This is a genomic window from Flavobacterium polysaccharolyticum (genome assembly GCF_038739875.1).
Taxonomy (GTDB): domain Bacteria; phylum Bacteroidota; class Bacteroidia; order Flavobacteriales; family Flavobacteriaceae; genus Flavobacterium; species Flavobacterium polysaccharolyticum.
This window is the reverse complement of the sequence record NZ_JBCGDP010000015.1, coordinates 1-16,221: the sequence shown is the minus strand read 5'-3', so window position 1 is coordinate 16,221 and position 16,221 is coordinate 1. Positions and strand designations below refer to the sequence as shown.

Below are 16,221 nucleotides of genomic sequence, written 5' to 3'. Positions count from 1 at the left end.
ATGCCAAAATTTCTCCTAAGTATACTTTTCTTGTGTTTGACTTCATTGGTTTGGGGGCAGGAATCGCAGCAAGAAAAGTTAGAACAACGCAAAGCACAGATTCTTCAAGAAATTAGAGAAAATGAAAGTCAATTGCAGTCGGTTAAGAAAAAAGAAAAATCGGCAGTAACGGTCGTAATGTTGCAAGCCAACAAAATCAAATTGCAAGAAAAGTTAATCAAGACCACTGAAAAGCAAGCCAAGGTTTTAGGAAATGATATGTACATTAACCAAGTTAAAATCAATAAACTTAAAAAAGAATTAGAAATACTCAAAGAAGATTATGCTCGAATGATTGTCAAATCCTATAAAAGCAGATCCGAAGAGAGTAGAGCAATGTTTTTGTTGTCTTCAGAAAATTTCTTGCAAGCCTACAAGCGAGCGCAATATATGAAGCAATATTCGAGTTTCCGCAAAATGCAAGGAGAAGAAATTAAATCCAAATCACTCGAATTACAAGACTATAACGGCCGTTTAGCTATTCAGAAAAAGGAAAAGCAAAAGATTATTGCCGAAAGAGAAAAAGAGCGCTTAGCATTAGAAAAACAAAAGAAAGAACAATTACGTTTGGTCAATGCTATCAAGAAAGATAAAAACAAAATTATGGCTGCGATTCGTAAAAAACAATCCGAAACCAAAGCCATAGACCGTCAGATTGATCGATTGATTAGAGAAGCAATTGCCGAGGCTAACAGAAAAGCGGCTAAGGACGGAACAGCGACAGGTGGCTCGTCCTCAAGAATAGCATTAACAGCTGAGGCTAAAATTTTAGCCGATAACTTTAGAGCGAATAAAGGCAAGTTACCTTGGCCAGTAGAAAAAGGGTTTGTCTCTTTAGGGTTTGGTAAACAGCCCCATCCTGTCTATCCAACTCTTGTAATCAACAACAGCGGTATAGAGATTACTACAGATGGAGGAGCTTATGCACGATCTGTGTTTGCCGGGGAAGTGACGAATATTATGGTGCTTTCTCCTGTAAACAAAGCGGTAATGATTCAGCATGGAGATTGTTTTACGGTTTACCAAAACTTGAGTTCTGTATCGGTTTCTAAAGGTGATAAAGTGGGGATTAAACAAAATTTAGGAAAGATTAGAACCAATAGCGAAGGGAAAACAGTACTTAAATTTACAATCTCTCAAAATGCTACCTATAATAATCCTGCGAGTTGGTTGTACAATATGTAATCATTTTTTAAGTTATACTTAAAGCACTATTTTCTCATAAGATTAGATAGTGCTTTTTTTAATTCTACTTTAGAAATAACTATTTTTGCAAAAAAAATAAAGCTACATGCCTAAGTCTCTTTTTAGTTTAGTATTACTTGGTTTTACCACTTTTGTATTTGCTCAAAAATCCCAACAAGAAAATCTAGAACTCCGAAAAGCTAAGATTCAAAAAGAGATTATTGATAACGAAAAGAAGTTACTGACCGTAAAAAAGAAAGAAAAGACGGCCGTCGATGTAATGGATTTGCAAACGAAAAAGATAAAACTAAAAGAGACTTTAATTCAAACTACTGAAAAGCAAACACAGTTATTGAGCAATGACATGCAAGCCAACGAGTTGAAAATTGACCGCTTGGACAATGAATTGAATTTGCTAAAAGTAGATTATGCTGAAATGATTCTCAAATCCTACAAGAGTCGTTCAGAAGAGAGTAAGGCGATGTTTATACTGTCGTCTTCTAGTTTTTTGCAAGCCTATAAAAGACTTCAATACATGAAGCAATATGCGAGTTATCGCAAAACACAAGGCAAAGAAATTGAACTCAAATCAAAAGAATTAATGAGCTATTATGAACAGTTGAAAGCTCAAAAAATTCAGAAAGAACGCCTTATTGCCGAAAATGAAAAAGATAAAAAGTCCTTAGAGGTAGCTAAAAACGAACAACAAAAGATTGTGCTTTTGCTTCAAAAAGATAAAAGTAAAATTGTAGCAGACATTAAAAAGAAACAACAACAAGCTCGTGCTATTGATAGAGAAATTGATCGATTGATTCGCAAAGCCATAGCCGAAGCCAATAGAAAAGCTGCTTTAGCAAGAGCCGCAAAAGAAAAAGCGCTCAAAGATAAGTTGGCCAAAGAGAAGGCTTCTGCTGATAGATTGGCTAAGGAAAAAGCATTGGCAGAAAAAGCTAAAAGTGGCAGTAAGAAAGATGCTAAAGCGAAAGAAATTGTGGTTTCTGTTAAAGACAATCCATCCAAAGCTGTAGCCATTGCACCTGTTTCATCTACAGTAATGGAATTGACCTCAGAAAGTAAATTGGTTTCGGATAATTTTAAAGCTAACAAAGGTAGATTGCCTTGGCCAGTTGATAAAGGAACCGTTTTTTTAGGTTTTGGCACACAAGCTCACCCGGTTTACAAAACCCTAACCATCCAAAATAGTGGATTGTCTATTGCGACTTATAATGGCGCTCACGCAAGAGCGGTTTTTGCAGGAGAAGTATTTTCGGTTATTGCTATTTCAAATAACAAAGCGGTTATGATTCAGCATGGAGATTATTTTACAGTGTACCAAAACTTGAGTACAATAAATGTAAGTAAGGGAGATAAAGTAACTATAAAGCAAAGTTTGGGAACTATTCGTACCAATTCTGACGGCAAGACCATTTTGAAATTCACTTTATGCCAGAACGTACATTATGTCAATCCAAAACCTTGGCTGTCTCCAAAGTAATCGACAAATTTTATTGCTGTTGCTGTTGTAACAAATCAATGTAGTTCAATTGTTCTTGTACTTCAGAGGATACTTCCTGTAGTTGAACATCGTTGATTTCTTCGAATTGGCGACCATCTTCATAACCAATAGATACGCATACAGATAGCGTTTGTCTGGCTAATCCTTTGAAAGTTCCTTTGACTGGAGTACAGTCATAAAAATTTCTTCCTACCGAAAGTTTAACGTGATTGTCCATAGTCCAGATGTTATTGGTAGGGTCTAAACCTAACCATCCTTGTGTAGGTGTGAAAAATTCGACCCAAGCATGAGTGGCACCTTCTCCTCTGAGACCGCTTTCGTTGGGGCAAATATAACCGCTAACGTATCGTGCCGGAATTCCCGCTGTGCGCAGCAATTGTAGTAACAAATGTGCAAAATCTTGACAGACTCCTTTTTTGATATTAACGATTTCGTCTACTGTAGTTTCGATATTAGTGATGCCTTTTGTATAGGTAAAATGTTCAAAAATATATTGATTGCATCGTTGAGCAATTGTTATTACAGATTTTTCCTCTGTGAGAATAGGTTGTAGTATCGCTTTAATAGCCTTTTGATTTTCTATTACTTCGGGATAGCTTAAACGTAAAAGTGTAATACTACCTTTTTTGAATGAAGCTAAATCCTCAATAGTTGTGGGGTCTATTTTTGGTATTTTGAGCGAATGATTTACTCTGACTAACATTCTTGATTCTATAATCATTTCAGTATGCGCCTCGAGTGTATTGAAGTTGCCTACATGATTCCCATAATAATCTTTGGATATTTTTATTTCTGGATTTTGTGTAATCAAAAGTTGATGTTCTAATACGTCTTGGTTTTCAAAATTGTGCGGAAACAAACGAATTTCATTAATGCTTTCCTTGATTGGCCAATTGTATTGGTATTTGGTGATATGAACTATTTTAAATATTGCCATTGGGTCTAGGTATAGGAAAAGAATAATTTTGAGAAGTCTGTCGAGAATTGATTGAGTTGAACTCTAGTTGTATGAAGTACTTCTTCTAATTGTTGATTGTTAAGGTGATGATAGTCGGTGTATTCTATATGACTTTTAAGTCGTCCAAATTGATTATGTAGCGATCTGGCTTCGCTTAGGGTGTTGTCTTTGAATAAATTGTCTAGATATACGCCAATTAAGTCTAATGTGTAGATTACAGAATGGGCAAAATCGCGATTGAATATTACTTGTTGCACTACTTTTCGATTGTGAGGAATGTTACTGTAACTTTTTAAATACAGTTCATATCCAGACAAAGAGAGGAGCAATCTCCTCCAGTACATTAAATCTTCATTACTTTCTAAGTCGTAATTTATTGGTGAAAAATACGCTTGTGTCATTGATATCGTTTGTAAGCAACGTTCGATATGTTTTCCAATACTCGAAAAGCACCAACCCAAACCTCTTGGCATCGTTACTTGCAAAATGCCATTGTATAGCAGTAAATCTTTGTTGAGTTTTGTCACAATATTCAAAGCATCGGACGTTTCCAATTTTTTTGGTAATTCAGGCGAATTCATATAATGATACATTGAATTGATGTGCTCCCAGAGTTCTTTCGTTATTTTATCTTGTGAACCTCTGGCATTTTCTCTAGTTTTAATAACTAAATTTTTCACAGAATTAAGATTGGAATTGTCACAGATAATATATTTCAAAACAAAATTGGTGTCATTTTGAACGGCTAAGATTTGTTCATTAGACAGATCAGTATAGTATTCCAAAAGAGGTCTGTAACCTTGACAATCTTCACTTTCTTTATCAAAAGACAGAATATAACAAGTATTAAGTGTGAGCAACATTCCATCTGTTCTTTCCATATAGCGGTTGAGCCAAAACATCGAATCCGCTACTCTGCTGAGCATATTTACTTTCATATACAATTTTTTAGTTGGCCTTTGTGTTTTTCTTTACTTTATAATCCAAGTGTCTTTACTTCCACCACCTTGTGAAGAGTTTACCACCAAAGATCCTTCGGTTAGGGCTACCCGTGTTAAACCACCTGGAACAATCTGAATTCCTTTTGGTCCACATAAGGCAAATGGTCTTAAATCAACGTGTCGTAGTTTTAATTCACCATCAATAAAACAAGGGACAGTGCTTAATTGGATAATAGGTTGGGCGATGAAATTTCTTGGATTTGCAGTAATGGCTATTTTGGCATCGTCTAATTCTTGCTGACTAGCTTTGTTTCCCATGATCATTCCATACCCTCCACTTTGATTCGTTTCTTTGATTACCATATTTTCCATATCGGAAAAAACCATTTCTCTTTCTTCTAAATTTTCCATTTGATATGTAGGAACATTTTTCAGAATTGGCTCTTCGTTGAGGTAGTACTGAATCATTTCTGGTACATAAGCGTATACAGCCTTGTCGTCTGCAACACCGTTACCAACCGCATTAACTAGGGCGACATTACCTTCTCTATAAGCACTTATTAATCCAGGTACTCCCAATGTGCTGTCTGGTTTAAAGGCCAAAGGATCTAAGTAATCATCATCTAATCGTCTATAAATCACGTCGATTTGTTGTAGACCAGATGTGGTTTTCATATAAACCTTATTGTTGTTTACTACCAAGTCTCGTCCTTCTACTAGTGGAATGCCCATTTGTCTTGCCAAGAATGTGTGTTCGTAGTAAGCAGAATTATATACGCCAGGTGTTAGAAGTACTACTGTTGGATTAGAAATGTTCCTTGGCGATAAGGAGACTAGTATATTGTGAAAAATCATAGGGTAATTACCTACCATACTCACTTTATTTGAAGTGAGCATGTCTGGAAAAATACGTTTGGTGATTTCTCTATTTTCTAACATGTAGCTCACGCCACTCGGACATCTCAGATTGTCTTCTAGTACATAGAATTCTCCCTTTTTGCCTCTTATTAAATCTATTCCAGCTATATGTACGTGGATATTGTGGGGTACTTTTATACCATGTACTTCTTGAATGTAATGTGGACATGATGCAATTAAGGAAGCCGGAATTATGTCATCTTTTATGATATTTTGTTCCCCATAAATGTCTTCTAAAAAATAGTTTAATGCCTTTAATCTTTGTTTAATCCCATTTTCTACTTCATCCCATTCTTGTTTGGTTATAATTCTGGGAATAATATCAAAAGGGAAAATCCTTTCTATTCCTTGGTTATCATCTGTGTATACCGTAAAAGTTATACCTTGATTCATAAATAAATCAGAGGCTTGTTTTTGTTTGTCGTTTAATGTTTGTTGATTCAGACTTTGTAATGCTTCTAAAACTTGTCTATAGGAGTCTCTAACGCCATGTTGTGAAAACATCTCATCCCATGCGTTTTGACTTAATTTTGGGGTCAAATTTACCATGATTTTAAGTAGTATAAATTCATTAAAAAATATAATTTAACTAATTATATTTATCATTTTTGCTAAAATATTAATTATTTAACAAACATAAGTCATTTAAAGTTCTTTAATCTGTATTTTTGTCAGATTCTATTTTTGCTTAATTTTTTTTGATGATTTGAATAAAATTTGAACTCTTTTTTGTAAAATGTAAGTTTTTGAATTTGATCTTTTCTTTCCTTTTTTTGTTTTATTCCCTACTATTCAATTTCATTAAAATAGTTTCGTGCTAATTAGGAAGTATTCCTTACTTTTGAAACCATGAGAATTTTGAAAGTATTTTTTTGGATTATTTGGAGGATTTGGTTTTACATTCTAATGGCCATTCCTATTTTGATTATGTTTCCATTTTTGTTTATCTCGATTCTAACAGAAAGTGGATATCCTTATTTTTTTAAGATGGCTCGTATTTGGGCAAAGGTTATTTTGTTCGGAATGGGTTTTAGTTACAAAGTATATCAAGAATCTATTTTAGAGACGAGAACGAGTTATATGATCGTGGCTAATCATACATCTATGGTTGATATCATGTTGATGTTGGCGATTATAAAAAATCCGTTTGTTTTTGTTGGAAAACAGGAATTATCTAAAATTCCTTTATTTGGATTTTTCTACAAAAGAACTTGTATACTTGTAGATAGAGGTTCAGCTAAAAGTAGAAGGGATGTTTTTGATGCGGCTCAACAAAGAATTAAAAGAGGATTGAGTGTTTGTATTTTTCCTGAAGGTGGTGTTCCAGATGATGAATCTATCGTATTAGACGTGTTTAAAGATGGTGCTTTTAGACTGGCCATTGAACATCAAATACCCATTTTGCCCATAACTTTCCCTGATAATAAAAAGCGTTTTTCTTATACTTTTTTTAGCGGAAGTCCTGGCTTGATGCGAGCATACATACATTCTATCGTTCAAACAAGTGGTTTGGCAAGTGAAGCTAGAAAAGAAATAAAAGAGAATGTTCGTTCGATTATACTCGACAAATTGTCAGATTTTGAAAGAAAAGCAATATAAAATTAAGTTTTTTCTTATTTTTATACTTCTTTATTTTTAAATATTTCGATACCTATTCTGTTTTTTTTAAAATATGCGATTCTCAGCGATTTTAAAAATAAGTTTTTTCTTTATTTTGTAAAAGAATATTACAAAAAAGCTATCTATTCATATAAAAAAGGTGAATAGATAGCTTTATGATTTTTTGAATGGATTATTCGTTAGCCAATTCTTTGATATGTGCTTTTATTTTTACTTCTAATTCATCGGCTAATTCTGGATTATCTTTAATTAGAGTTTTTACTGCATCACGACCTTGGCCTAATTTGGTTTCTCCGTAACTAAACCATGATCCTGCTTTTTTGATGATTTCGAATTCTACTGCAAGATCTAGGATTTCACCAGTTTTAGAAATACCTTCTCCATACATAATGTCAAACTCAGCTACTTTAAATGGTGGTGCTACTTTATTTTTTACAATTTTGACTTTGGTACGGTTTCCTAAAACATTTTCTCCGTCTTTAATTTGAGTAGAACGACGAATGTCTAAACGTACTGAAGCATAAAATTTCAAAGCATTACCACCTGTTGTTGTTTCAGGATTACCAAACATCACTCCTATTTTTTCTCTCAATTGATTGATAAAGAACACGGTGCAATGTGTTTTGCTAATGGTTCCAGTTAATTTTCTTAACGCTTGTGACATCAAACGGGCATGTAGACCCATTTTCGAATCTCCCATTTCGCCTTCAATCTCGCTTTTAGGAGTTAAGGCAGCAACAGAGTCAATTACCACAATATCGATGGCTCCAGAGCGGATTAAATTTTCGGCAATTTCTAAGGCTTGTTCTCCATTATCGGGTTGAGAAATAATTAAATTTTCAATGTCAACGCCTAATTTTTCCGCATAATTTCTGTCAAAGGCATGCTCAGCGTCTATAAATGCGGCAATCCCACCGGCTTTTTGTGCTTCGGCTATTGCGTGTAAAGTTAGTGTGGTTTTACCGGAAGACTCGGGGCCAAAAATTTCGATGATTCTCCCTTTTGGATACCCGTTAACACCCAAAGCTAAGTCTACACCTAATGAGCCAGAAGAAATAGTTTCTACTTCCTCAATGGCTTTATCGCCCATTTTCATGACTGTTCCTTTTCCGTAGGTTTTATCTAATTTGTCAAGCGTTAATTGTAACGCTTTTAATTTGGCTTCTTTATCTGAACTCATCTTTTCTTTCATCTGATTTTTATGGGTTTATAACTAATTATTGGCGTATAGGTTATTAATATTTAACGTAATAACGAGCAGTTTTTTTATTTAAGTTGTGGTAAAAATACATTATTTTTTTATGGTAATGAAGCTGTCTTTTAGTATTCTAATCAAAAATAATAATTGTGCTATTTGTTAATTGAATAATGCTTTTAATTCTGTAGCATCATGAGGATTCATTTTTCCAGCGAGCACCAAACTTAATTGTTTTCTTCGTAAAGCTGCATCAAATCGTTGCTTCTCTAATTCAGTTTCTGGAATGATAGGGGCTACTTCTACAGGTCTTCCAGTATCGTCTACGGCTACAAAAGTGTAAATACCTTCGTTTGCTTTATTACGTTGTCCTGATTCGCGATCTTCAATCCAAACATCAATATAAATTTCCATTGAACTTTTGAATGATCGAGAGATTTTGGCTTCAACAGTAACTACGCTTCCAATAGGTACTGCTCTATTGAATGCGACATGATTTACAGAAGCCGTTACCACTATTCTTCTTGAGTGTCGACGTGCTGCAATACTTGCGGCACGATCCATACGGGCCAAAAGTTCTCCGCCAAAAAGGTTGTTCAGGGGATTGGTTTCGCTAGGCAAAACTAAATCGGTCAAAATGGTTAACGACTCTGAAGGATGTTTTGGAATCATATTGGTAAAATATATTAAAATTAGATTAGTTGAGCCAATAAACGGCTATTACTGCTGGTACAAAATAAATTACAATGGTTCTTGCGCCATCATAATCTTTGGCCAAACGTTGACCAAAAAGAAGCATTAATAAAGTAATACACGAAAATAATGCGCCATAGTATCCGTAAAGTTTTCCGTTGGTCAAATACAATTCGATACTTCCAGCAATACATAAAATACCAGAGACTAATTCAAGTACTAATACATGTGCTAACGCTAATGGCACCTGATTTTTTAATTGTGTTTTGGCAAAGTGTTCCTTTAGCCAGCTCACATTTTCTTTCCAATAAAATATTTTGTCATATCCAGACTGTATAAATGTAATCGACAAAAATACTAGTAATAGTAGTGAGGCGGTGTTGTGCATAATTGTTACTTTTTATGTATGAGTCGTGTTAATTGAATTGATAAATCGGTTAATATAATTTTTGCATTTCCATTTCTTTCTATATGATACAACGCTTCTGAAAGTTGATAAAAAATATCATTGATGTTGTTTCCATGAATGAAAGGTGCAAAATTTTCCATTTTAAATTTATCTACTTTGGGAGTCAAATAAACTAATGGTTGGGCTTGATAATTAAGTAATAGAGCTTGTCGAAACATTTCGATACAGAATTCTAAGAATTTTTTTTGCTTTTCTCTTCCCAATTGGGCAATTTGCTCACTCCATTGAATCAAGTCTTGAATAGCTGATGCATTACCTTTAGCTTTAAACGCGGCTCTTACCCAAATCACAAACCATTCTTCAAAAATCAAATCATCGGCATCCTGGTGTAACAAGTGTAGCGCTTTATTATAATTTCCTTGGGCTTGATGTGCTAGATTTTGTGCCAAATTAGGGTCTAATTTATGCAAGTCGATTAAGGATTGAGTGATTTCCTGTTCAGGAATACCATTAAAATGTATTGCCTGACATCGAGAGCGTATGGTCGAAATGATGGCTTCTTCATTTTCAGTTATTAATAAGAAAACTGTTTTTTCAGGGGGTTCTTCAAGAAGCTTTAATAATTTGTTTGCGGCCGCGGTATTCAATTTATCGGCCATCCATACAATCATTATTTTATAGCCTCCTTCATAAGATTTTAGTGCTAATGATTTTAGCATTTCTTGCGCGTCATCTACTCTAATTTCGCCTTGTTTGTTTTGGACACCCAAAAAGGAATACCAATCCATTAAGCTGCCATAAGGATTTTGTAGTACAAATGAACGCCAATCCGAAATGAAATCGATACTTTTGGGTTTGCTCTTTACTTCTTCTGTGCTAACCGTTGGGTATATAAAATGAAGGTCAGGATGTGCTAAATTTTGGAACTTTATATTGCAACTTTCATTTCCATGTTCATTCTCACCAGCTGAATTACTACATAATATGTATTGCCCATAAGCTATTGCGATAGCTAGTGTGCCACAACCTTCTGGGCCTACAAACAACTGAGCATGAGGTATTCTTCCGGATTCGGCACTTCTAGTAAGGTGATTTTTAATGTGTTGTTGGCCTAGAATAGATGAAAATTGCATAAAGCAAAGATAAAACAAATTGATTGAGACGAAAATTTTATAGATTAAACTTTCAGTTGAATAGCCTGTAGCCTTTTACTTTTTATTATTTGTAAATAATTACTGTTTATTAACAATTTTAAATTGTTAAAATTTAATTTTTTTTTACTTTCTTACTTGTTAAATTGAGATTGTTATAACACGTATAAATACCTATTAAACAAGAGATTAATTTGTTTTTATATCGACGAAGTGCATTTTTTGGGAAAAGATGTACTATTTTTTATTCATAAAACCATTGTAAAAAGTTGTGAGTTAAGTTAATTTGTTTATTTTTGTTATTAACATTTTAATTAACAAAAAAGAAAAGCATGAAAGGGAAAATTATTTTTTTTGGGTTAGTATTATTTTTAATGGTTGGATTTGCTTCGGCTCAAACCAAAGTGCCTCAAAGTATTATTAGTAGAACAGCTTTAGTGAAAAAATATCACTCAAAGCCAGAATTGGAGCAACTTCAAAAAGGACCATTACTGGAATTGTATATCGAGAGAATTAAAGTATTAGTTAAAACGTTGCCTTACATTGCATTAGTGAGTAAGCCAGGAGTTACATTAACAGATTTAGGTATTCCTGAAGACGCTAATAATACTAAAGCTTTACAAGTACAGTCAGACAGTATGAATTCTTTTTTAGATGTAACTGTTGATTTTCAAAGAAAGATGGTACCTTATGCTGATAAAGGAAATTTAATTTCTGCTATATTGTTTTATGAAGAGACTTTGAAATCTTTGAATTCTTTAGGTGAGAACTAGACTATTTTTTATATTTTCATTATAGTTTCCAATATTTTTCAATTTTTGTAGCTCTTTAGAGTGAATAAAATAACCCCACCCCACCCCTAAATCTTAACCTTATGAAAAAAAGTATTCAATTTTTAGCTTTATTGCTACTGTTTTTTTGTAGTGCTAATGCACAACAAGAAAAAGGCATCATAGGTTCTACTAATTGGTTGAGCAATTGGACAGAGTTTAAACCTGCAAAAGTAGATTATGGAGAGCCAAATCAAATCTTGGCTGGAAATATTTCTACGAATACCAAGTTGTTAAAAAAGAATGTTTACCTATTGCAGGGACAAGTTTATGTTGATAATAATGCTGTTCTGACTATTGAACCTGGTACAGTTATTATTGGTGATTTTGATTCTGGTGCAGCATTAGTTATTACTAAAGGAGCTTCTATTATTGCTGATGGTTTGGAAACCGATCCAATCGTATTTACTTCTAATCGTAGTGTAAAAAAAGCTGGCGACTGGGGAGGAATTATAATTTTGAGTGATGCTCCAATTAACAAATTTGGTGGAGTAGCTTCTGTAAATTATGATTTAGATAATGCTATTACTGTTTATGGTGGTAACAATCCTGCGGCCTCTTCAGGTGTTTTGAGATACGTGCGTATTGAATACGCAGGGAAGAAGGTAAAGGGAAGTGGTAATTTTAATGGATTATTTTTGGGAGGAGTAGGGAACAAAACTACTTTTGATAATGTAATGGTAAGTTTTTGTGCAGGTGATTCTTTCGAAATTTATGGTGGTGATGTAGTAATGAATAAAATGATTTCATTAAAAGCAAATGGAATTGATTACAAATTCAATTATGGTGCACAATGTAAAATAGATAATTCATTAGCTATTCGTTCATCGTATATTTCAAGTAATACTTCAGCTTCAAGATGTTTTGATTTGGCTTCTTATGAACAAAAAAGTGAAGTTGATTTCAATAAAAAACAAACTAATGTCGTAGCTACGAATCTTACATTTGTTAATGATAGTGGAGATTTAGCTGCCGATATGCAAAGTGGTTTGATTAAGGATGCAGTACGTGTAGCTGAAAATACATTTTTGGAATTAAAGAAAAGTGTAATATCAGGATTTAACCCTGCAGTAGTTTTGGATTCGAAAATGGAGGTTACTGCTCCGAATCTCAAAAAAATTAAATTAGAACAACTTTATATCAATTTTTGTAAAGGAAATATCTTTACCGAATTTAATCCAGAAAATGAGGAGTTAGAGAATTGGTATGGAAATAGTGCTTTTTTTAATGTATACGATAAAAAGAATAATGCAGAAGCATTTATTGATTTTTCCAATGAAAAAAGACCTGATTTCAGATTAAGAATTTCAAAAATTACAGCTTCAAATAACAATTAGATTGTTTTTAAAAAATAAAAACTTTGATTGCTCCCCAACAATCTAAGTTTTTATTTTTTTATTTAAAACCTTGTAAAAACCCCCGATTTAAGCATGAAAAGGTATAATAAGGTCTTTTTTTTGGCGCAATTTTTTTTTTATTTTTCAATTGGTTTATCTCCTTTTGTAAATAAGCTTCAAGCACAAATCGCAATAGGAAAACCTACTTTTCCATTTACTCAGATTTGCGCTAATCCATCATTTAATGCTTTCGATGTAAATTTTAGTTTCACTCCAACTAGTGGAATTACTGCTTCGAATCAATTTATTGTGGAGATGTCTGATGGTAATGGGAGTTTTGCTTCACCCACGGTATTACATACTTCTGTCGCGGGGTCTATAACAACTTCGCCTGCTAAAATTACTTTTGCTGTTCCAGTTACTACTAGTGGAGAAGGCTATAGATTACGTATTCGAAGTACTTCACCTGCGGCAACCAGTCAGCTTTCAAATCCATTTCCTGCCTATTATAAACCACAAGATAGTCAATTTAGCATTAATAATAGTATCTCTAATGTGGTATTTTGTTCTGGGGGATCTTATGTACTTTCGATTGATAATCCAGGAACTGGAACCAATGATTCTCCTTTAAAATATCCAGGACTTACTTTTAATTGGTTTAGAGACAACGGACCAACAGTTTTGCCAACTAAAGTAGCATCAGCTACTGGAGCCACCTATAGCGTGACTTCTCCTGGAGTATATTATGCAGAAACCAATTATGGTACGTGTACTTCTGACTCCTATTCTAATCGTGTTACCGTAGTTTCAGCTAGTTCTGGTGCTACAGCTATTATTACCTCTAGTTTGGGTAATCCTTTTTGTATTAGTCAAGGACCAACTACTTTGTCTGTTACCAACGGTAATACCTATCAATGGTATAAAGATAATGTAGCTATTGCTAATGCTACGAATCAGACATATTCGGTAACCACACCAGGACAATATAGTGTAAAGGTAGGTTTTGGTACTTGTGATGCCAGTGCTAGTATTAATTTGCAAGAAGTAACATTTAACGCTAGTTTGAATGTAGCGAATACTAATGCGATTGTCCCTGGTGAAAGTTTAGCGGTAGCCGTTACTACTGATGCTACTAATCCAATTTATAAGTGGTATTTAAATGACGTTCAAATACCCAATGTAACTTCTAACACTTATAGTGCTACTGTTAAAGGAACATACAAAGTGACCATCACGGAACCAGGGAGTTGTACTGTTTCCAAAGACCTGACTTTTAATGTAACCTATACAACTGATCCGAATCCATTTCCGGATGTTCCAGAAATACCTAATGTGATTAGTCCAAATGGAGATTTTATCAATGATACTTGGGTGCTTCCTTTAACTTATGTTAGTGGTACCAATACTGAAGTTTTAATTATAAGTGCTTTTGGCGAGGTCGTGTTACAAACCAATGACTATCAAAACGATTGGCCAAGTATAACCAGCCCTATCGATTTTAAAAATGTGAATCCCATTTATTATTATATTATCACTACACCAGATAAAAAGGTAAAAAAAGGATCAATAACTGTGATAAAATAATATGAAGAAAATTTTACTATTCATTGCTTTTTTTTATGGTATGCACCACGAACTCTATGCTCAAGCTGTCCCTGCTGAGGATGGAGTTGTTTCGTTTTCACTACCTATTCGTAGTTCTTTAAAATACAATCGTTTTGTAATGAACCCTACATTTAGTTTTGTTCGTGAGCAAAATACTGTAGCCACAATTTTTAGTAAAAGACAATGGGTTCAATTCGATAATGCCCCTACCACTTATTTTGCCAGTTACTCAGGACGTTTTTTAGAAAATCAGGGGGTTGGTTTAGGTGTTTTTAAGCAAAATTATGGTGTACTTGCCACCTTTGGTGCGGTAGCCAATTTTACGCATAACGTCATTTTAGAACAGGATAGTAACCTTACTTTTGGCTTAAATTTAGGAGCTTATAAAAGTGGTTTGGATGCCGGAAAAGCCATCACTAACGGTGTTGCGGATCCTTCATTAAACAATATTCCTTCCAATTTTTTACTTACGGTTAGTCCGGGTGTTAACTACGGAACTACTTTTTTTGATTTTGGTCTAGCATTAAATAATATTGTAAGTTATAATTTCAGTACTTCAAATATGCTTCAGGATGACCCAGAAAAAGCCGTTCAAGCACATATTATGTACACGGGTTATTTAGATACTTATGGCTTTTTTGATAAAAGTAAATTTTCTACCCTAGTGCGTTCTGAGTTCAAAAAAGACAAAACAGTTTTATCTGGATTAGCTATGTTCTCTATTCCTATGGGTATTTGGGCACAAGCTGGGTATAATACTTTATATGGTGTATCTGGTGGAATTGGTATGAATATTACTTCAAGTATTTCTATCGAATATAATTTTGAAAAAGCTATGGGAGGTTTCGATAATTTTGGAGCATCTCATGATATTGTTTTGGCATATAAGTTCAAGAATAAGACGTATTATTATGGTGATGATGAGGAAGAAGGCGCTTTAATTAAACCAAGTGAAGCACCGTCTAAATCAACAACTACACAGCCGAAACAAAGTACTTTATTATCTCCTGTGGATAAAGCAAATTTAGAAGCAGCTAGGAAGGAAGCTCAAGCTGCTAGAGAACAAATGCGTTTGGCTAAATTAAAAGAAATAGCTGATGCTAAAGCGAAAGCAGAGGCTGATGCCAAAGCTAAACTAACTGCGGATGCTAAAGCCAAAGCAGATGCTGAAGCTCAACAAAAAACGGCTCTTGAAACTGAGCGATTGAATAAAGAAAGATTAGCAGCTGAAGCGAAAGCAAAAGCAGATGCAGAAGCAAAAGTTAAAGCAGCTGTACCAACAGCTGCAGAAAAAGCAGCTGCAGAAAAAGCACGTCTGGCTAAGTTGGCTGCGGATGCTAAAGTTAAAGCAGATGCAGAAGCTCAGGAAAAAGCTGCAGAAGTTGAGCGTCAACGTCAAGCTAAATTGGCTGCAGAAGCGAAAGCTAAAGCAGACGCCGAAGCACAACAAAAAGCAGCTTTAGAAAAAGTACGTTTAGCAAAATTAGCAGCAGACGCTAAGGCAAAAGCAGATGCCGAAGCAGCACAAAAAACAACAGATCAAGCGAAAGCTAAAGCCGATGCAGAAGCAGAACGTGTACGTCAAGAGAAATTAGCAGCGGATGCTAAAGCAAAAGCAGATGCTGAAGCATCACAAAAAGCATCACAAAAAGCAGCAGCTGAAGCGAAAGCTAAAGCGGATGCAGAAGCAGAACGTGTACGTCAAGAGAAATTAGCAGCGGATGCTAAAGCAAAAGCAGATGCTGAAGCATCACAAAAAGCAGCAGCTGAAGCGAAAGCTAAAGCCGATGCAGAAGCAGAACGTTTACGTCAAGAGAAATTAGC

General features: G+C 34.5%; 14 protein-coding genes. 7 read left to right on the top strand and 7 right to left on the bottom strand.

Features of this window, described 5'->3' with window-relative positions:
* Positions 1-1,224 (top strand): murein hydrolase activator EnvC family protein, encoded by a 1,224-nt coding sequence (locus WFZ86_RS14375; protein WP_342692571.1) that lies wholly within the window; start codon positions 1-3, stop codon positions 1,222-1,224.
* A 106-nt stretch (positions 1,225-1,330) separates the two neighbouring features.
* The gene (locus WFZ86_RS14370; RefSeq protein ID WP_342692570.1) at positions 1,331-2,719 is read left to right on the top strand and encodes a murein hydrolase activator EnvC family protein; all 1,389 of its coding nucleotides are present in this window, start codon (positions 1,331-1,333) and stop codon (positions 2,717-2,719) included.
* A 10-nt stretch (positions 2,720-2,729) separates the two neighbouring features.
* Here the strand turns inward: WFZ86_RS14370 and WFZ86_RS14365 are convergent, their stop codons facing one another.
* From WFZ86_RS14365 to WFZ86_RS14355, 3 genes are read right to left on the bottom strand one after another with little or no spacing between them, the layout of a single operon-like run.
* The gene (locus WFZ86_RS14365) at positions 2,730-3,677 is read right to left on the bottom strand and encodes a transglutaminase family protein (RefSeq protein WP_342692569.1); all 948 of its coding nucleotides are present in this window, start codon (positions 3,675-3,677) and stop codon (positions 2,730-2,732) included.
* A 5-nt stretch (positions 3,678-3,682) separates the two neighbouring features.
* The gene (locus WFZ86_RS14360) at positions 3,683-4,636 is read right to left on the bottom strand and encodes an alpha-E domain-containing protein (RefSeq protein WP_315170745.1); all 954 of its coding nucleotides are present in this window, start codon (positions 4,634-4,636) and stop codon (positions 3,683-3,685) included.
* Between the two features lie 33 nt (positions 4,637-4,669).
* On the bottom strand, positions 4,670-6,106 hold the full coding sequence (locus tag WFZ86_RS14355; RefSeq protein ID WP_342692568.1) for a circularly permuted type 2 ATP-grasp protein: 1,437 nt from the start codon (positions 6,104-6,106) through the stop codon (positions 4,670-4,672).
* Positions 6,107-6,406: 300 nt separating this feature from the next.
* Here WFZ86_RS14355 and WFZ86_RS14350 point away from each other — a divergent pair, with 300 nt between their 5' ends.
* A complete protein-coding gene (locus WFZ86_RS14350; protein ID WP_342692567.1) occupies positions 6,407-7,156 on the top strand; it encodes a lysophospholipid acyltransferase family protein in 750 nt (249 codons plus the stop codon).
* A gap of 193 nt (positions 7,157-7,349) precedes the next feature.
* Here the strand turns inward: WFZ86_RS14350 and recA are convergent, their stop codons facing one another.
* From recA to WFZ86_RS14330, 4 genes are all read right to left on the bottom strand, one after another.
* On the bottom strand, positions 7,350-8,357 hold the full coding sequence (gene recA, locus WFZ86_RS14345) for a recombinase RecA (RefSeq protein ID WP_342692656.1): 1,008 nt from the start codon (positions 8,355-8,357) through the stop codon (positions 7,350-7,352).
* Positions 8,358-8,534: 177 nt separating this feature from the next.
* On the bottom strand, positions 8,535-9,044 hold the full coding sequence (locus tag WFZ86_RS14340; protein ID WP_342692566.1) for an acyl-CoA thioesterase: 510 nt from the start codon (positions 9,042-9,044) through the stop codon (positions 8,535-8,537).
* Between the two features lie 25 nt (positions 9,045-9,069).
* Positions 9,070-9,453, bottom strand: a complete 384-nt coding sequence (locus WFZ86_RS14335; protein ID WP_342692565.1) for a DoxX family membrane protein — start codon at positions 9,451-9,453, stop codon at positions 9,070-9,072.
* Positions 9,454-9,458: 5 nt separating this feature from the next.
* A complete protein-coding gene (locus tag WFZ86_RS14330) occupies positions 9,459-10,607 on the bottom strand; it encodes a DNA polymerase III subunit (RefSeq protein WP_342692564.1) in 1,149 nt (382 codons plus the stop codon).
* A gap of 350 nt (positions 10,608-10,957) precedes the next feature.
* On the opposite strand from WFZ86_RS14330, the gene WFZ86_RS14325 reads away from it, so the two are divergent.
* The 4 genes from WFZ86_RS14325 to WFZ86_RS14310 form a co-directional block, all read left to right on the top strand.
* Complete coding sequence (locus WFZ86_RS14325; protein WP_342692563.1) at positions 10,958-11,398, top strand: hypothetical protein; 441 nt, start codon at positions 10,958-10,960, stop codon at positions 11,396-11,398.
* A 101-nt stretch (positions 11,399-11,499) separates the two neighbouring features.
* On the top strand, positions 11,500-12,792 hold the full coding sequence (locus tag WFZ86_RS14320; protein WP_342692562.1) for a hypothetical protein: 1,293 nt from the start codon (positions 11,500-11,502) through the stop codon (positions 12,790-12,792).
* Positions 12,793-12,885: 93 nt separating this feature from the next.
* Entirely contained in the window at positions 12,886-14,376 is a 1,491-nt protein-coding gene (locus WFZ86_RS14315) for a T9SS type B sorting domain-containing protein (RefSeq protein WP_342692561.1), read from the top strand.
* A gap of 1 nt (position 14,377) precedes the next feature.
* Positions 14,378-16,221 (top strand): PorP/SprF family type IX secretion system membrane protein (locus WFZ86_RS14310; RefSeq protein WP_342692560.1); only part of this gene is annotated, 1,844 nt, incomplete at its 3' end.

Excerpts from the sequence above, each read along its gene's own strand:
- WFZ86_RS14375 (WP_342692571.1), top strand. The coding sequence starts at position 1 with ATGCCAAAATTTCTCCTAAGTATACTTTTCTTGTGTTTGACTTCATTG.
- WFZ86_RS14370 (WP_342692570.1), top strand. The coding sequence starts at position 1,331 with ATGCCTAAGTCTCTTTTTAGTTTAGTATTACTTGGTTTTACCACTTTT.
- WFZ86_RS14365 (WP_342692569.1), bottom strand. The coding sequence starts at position 3,677 with ATGGCAATATTTAAAATAGTTCATATCACCAAATACCAATACAATTGG.
- WFZ86_RS14360 (WP_315170745.1), bottom strand. The coding sequence starts at position 4,636 with ATGAAAGTAAATATGCTCAGCAGAGTAGCGGATTCGATGTTTTGGCTC.
- WFZ86_RS14355 (WP_342692568.1), bottom strand. The coding sequence starts at position 6,106 with ATGGTAAATTTGACCCCAAAATTAAGTCAAAACGCATGGGATGAGATG.
- WFZ86_RS14350 (WP_342692567.1), top strand. The coding sequence starts at position 6,407 with ATGAGAATTTTGAAAGTATTTTTTTGGATTATTTGGAGGATTTGGTTT.
- recA (WP_342692656.1), bottom strand. The coding sequence starts at position 8,357 with ATGAGTTCAGATAAAGAAGCCAAATTAAAAGCGTTACAATTAACGCTT.
- WFZ86_RS14340 (WP_342692566.1), bottom strand. The coding sequence starts at position 9,044 with ATGATTCCAAAACATCCTTCAGAGTCGTTAACCATTTTGACCGATTTA.
- WFZ86_RS14335 (WP_342692565.1), bottom strand. The coding sequence starts at position 9,453 with ATGCACAACACCGCCTCACTACTATTACTAGTATTTTTGTCGATTACA.
- WFZ86_RS14330 (WP_342692564.1), bottom strand. The coding sequence starts at position 10,607 with ATGCAATTTTCATCTATTCTAGGCCAACAACACATTAAAAATCACCTT.
- WFZ86_RS14325 (WP_342692563.1), top strand. The coding sequence starts at position 10,958 with ATGAAAGGGAAAATTATTTTTTTTGGGTTAGTATTATTTTTAATGGTT.
- WFZ86_RS14320 (WP_342692562.1), top strand. The coding sequence starts at position 11,500 with ATGAAAAAAAGTATTCAATTTTTAGCTTTATTGCTACTGTTTTTTTGT.
- WFZ86_RS14315 (WP_342692561.1), top strand. The coding sequence starts at position 12,886 with ATGAAAAGGTATAATAAGGTCTTTTTTTTGGCGCAATTTTTTTTTTAT.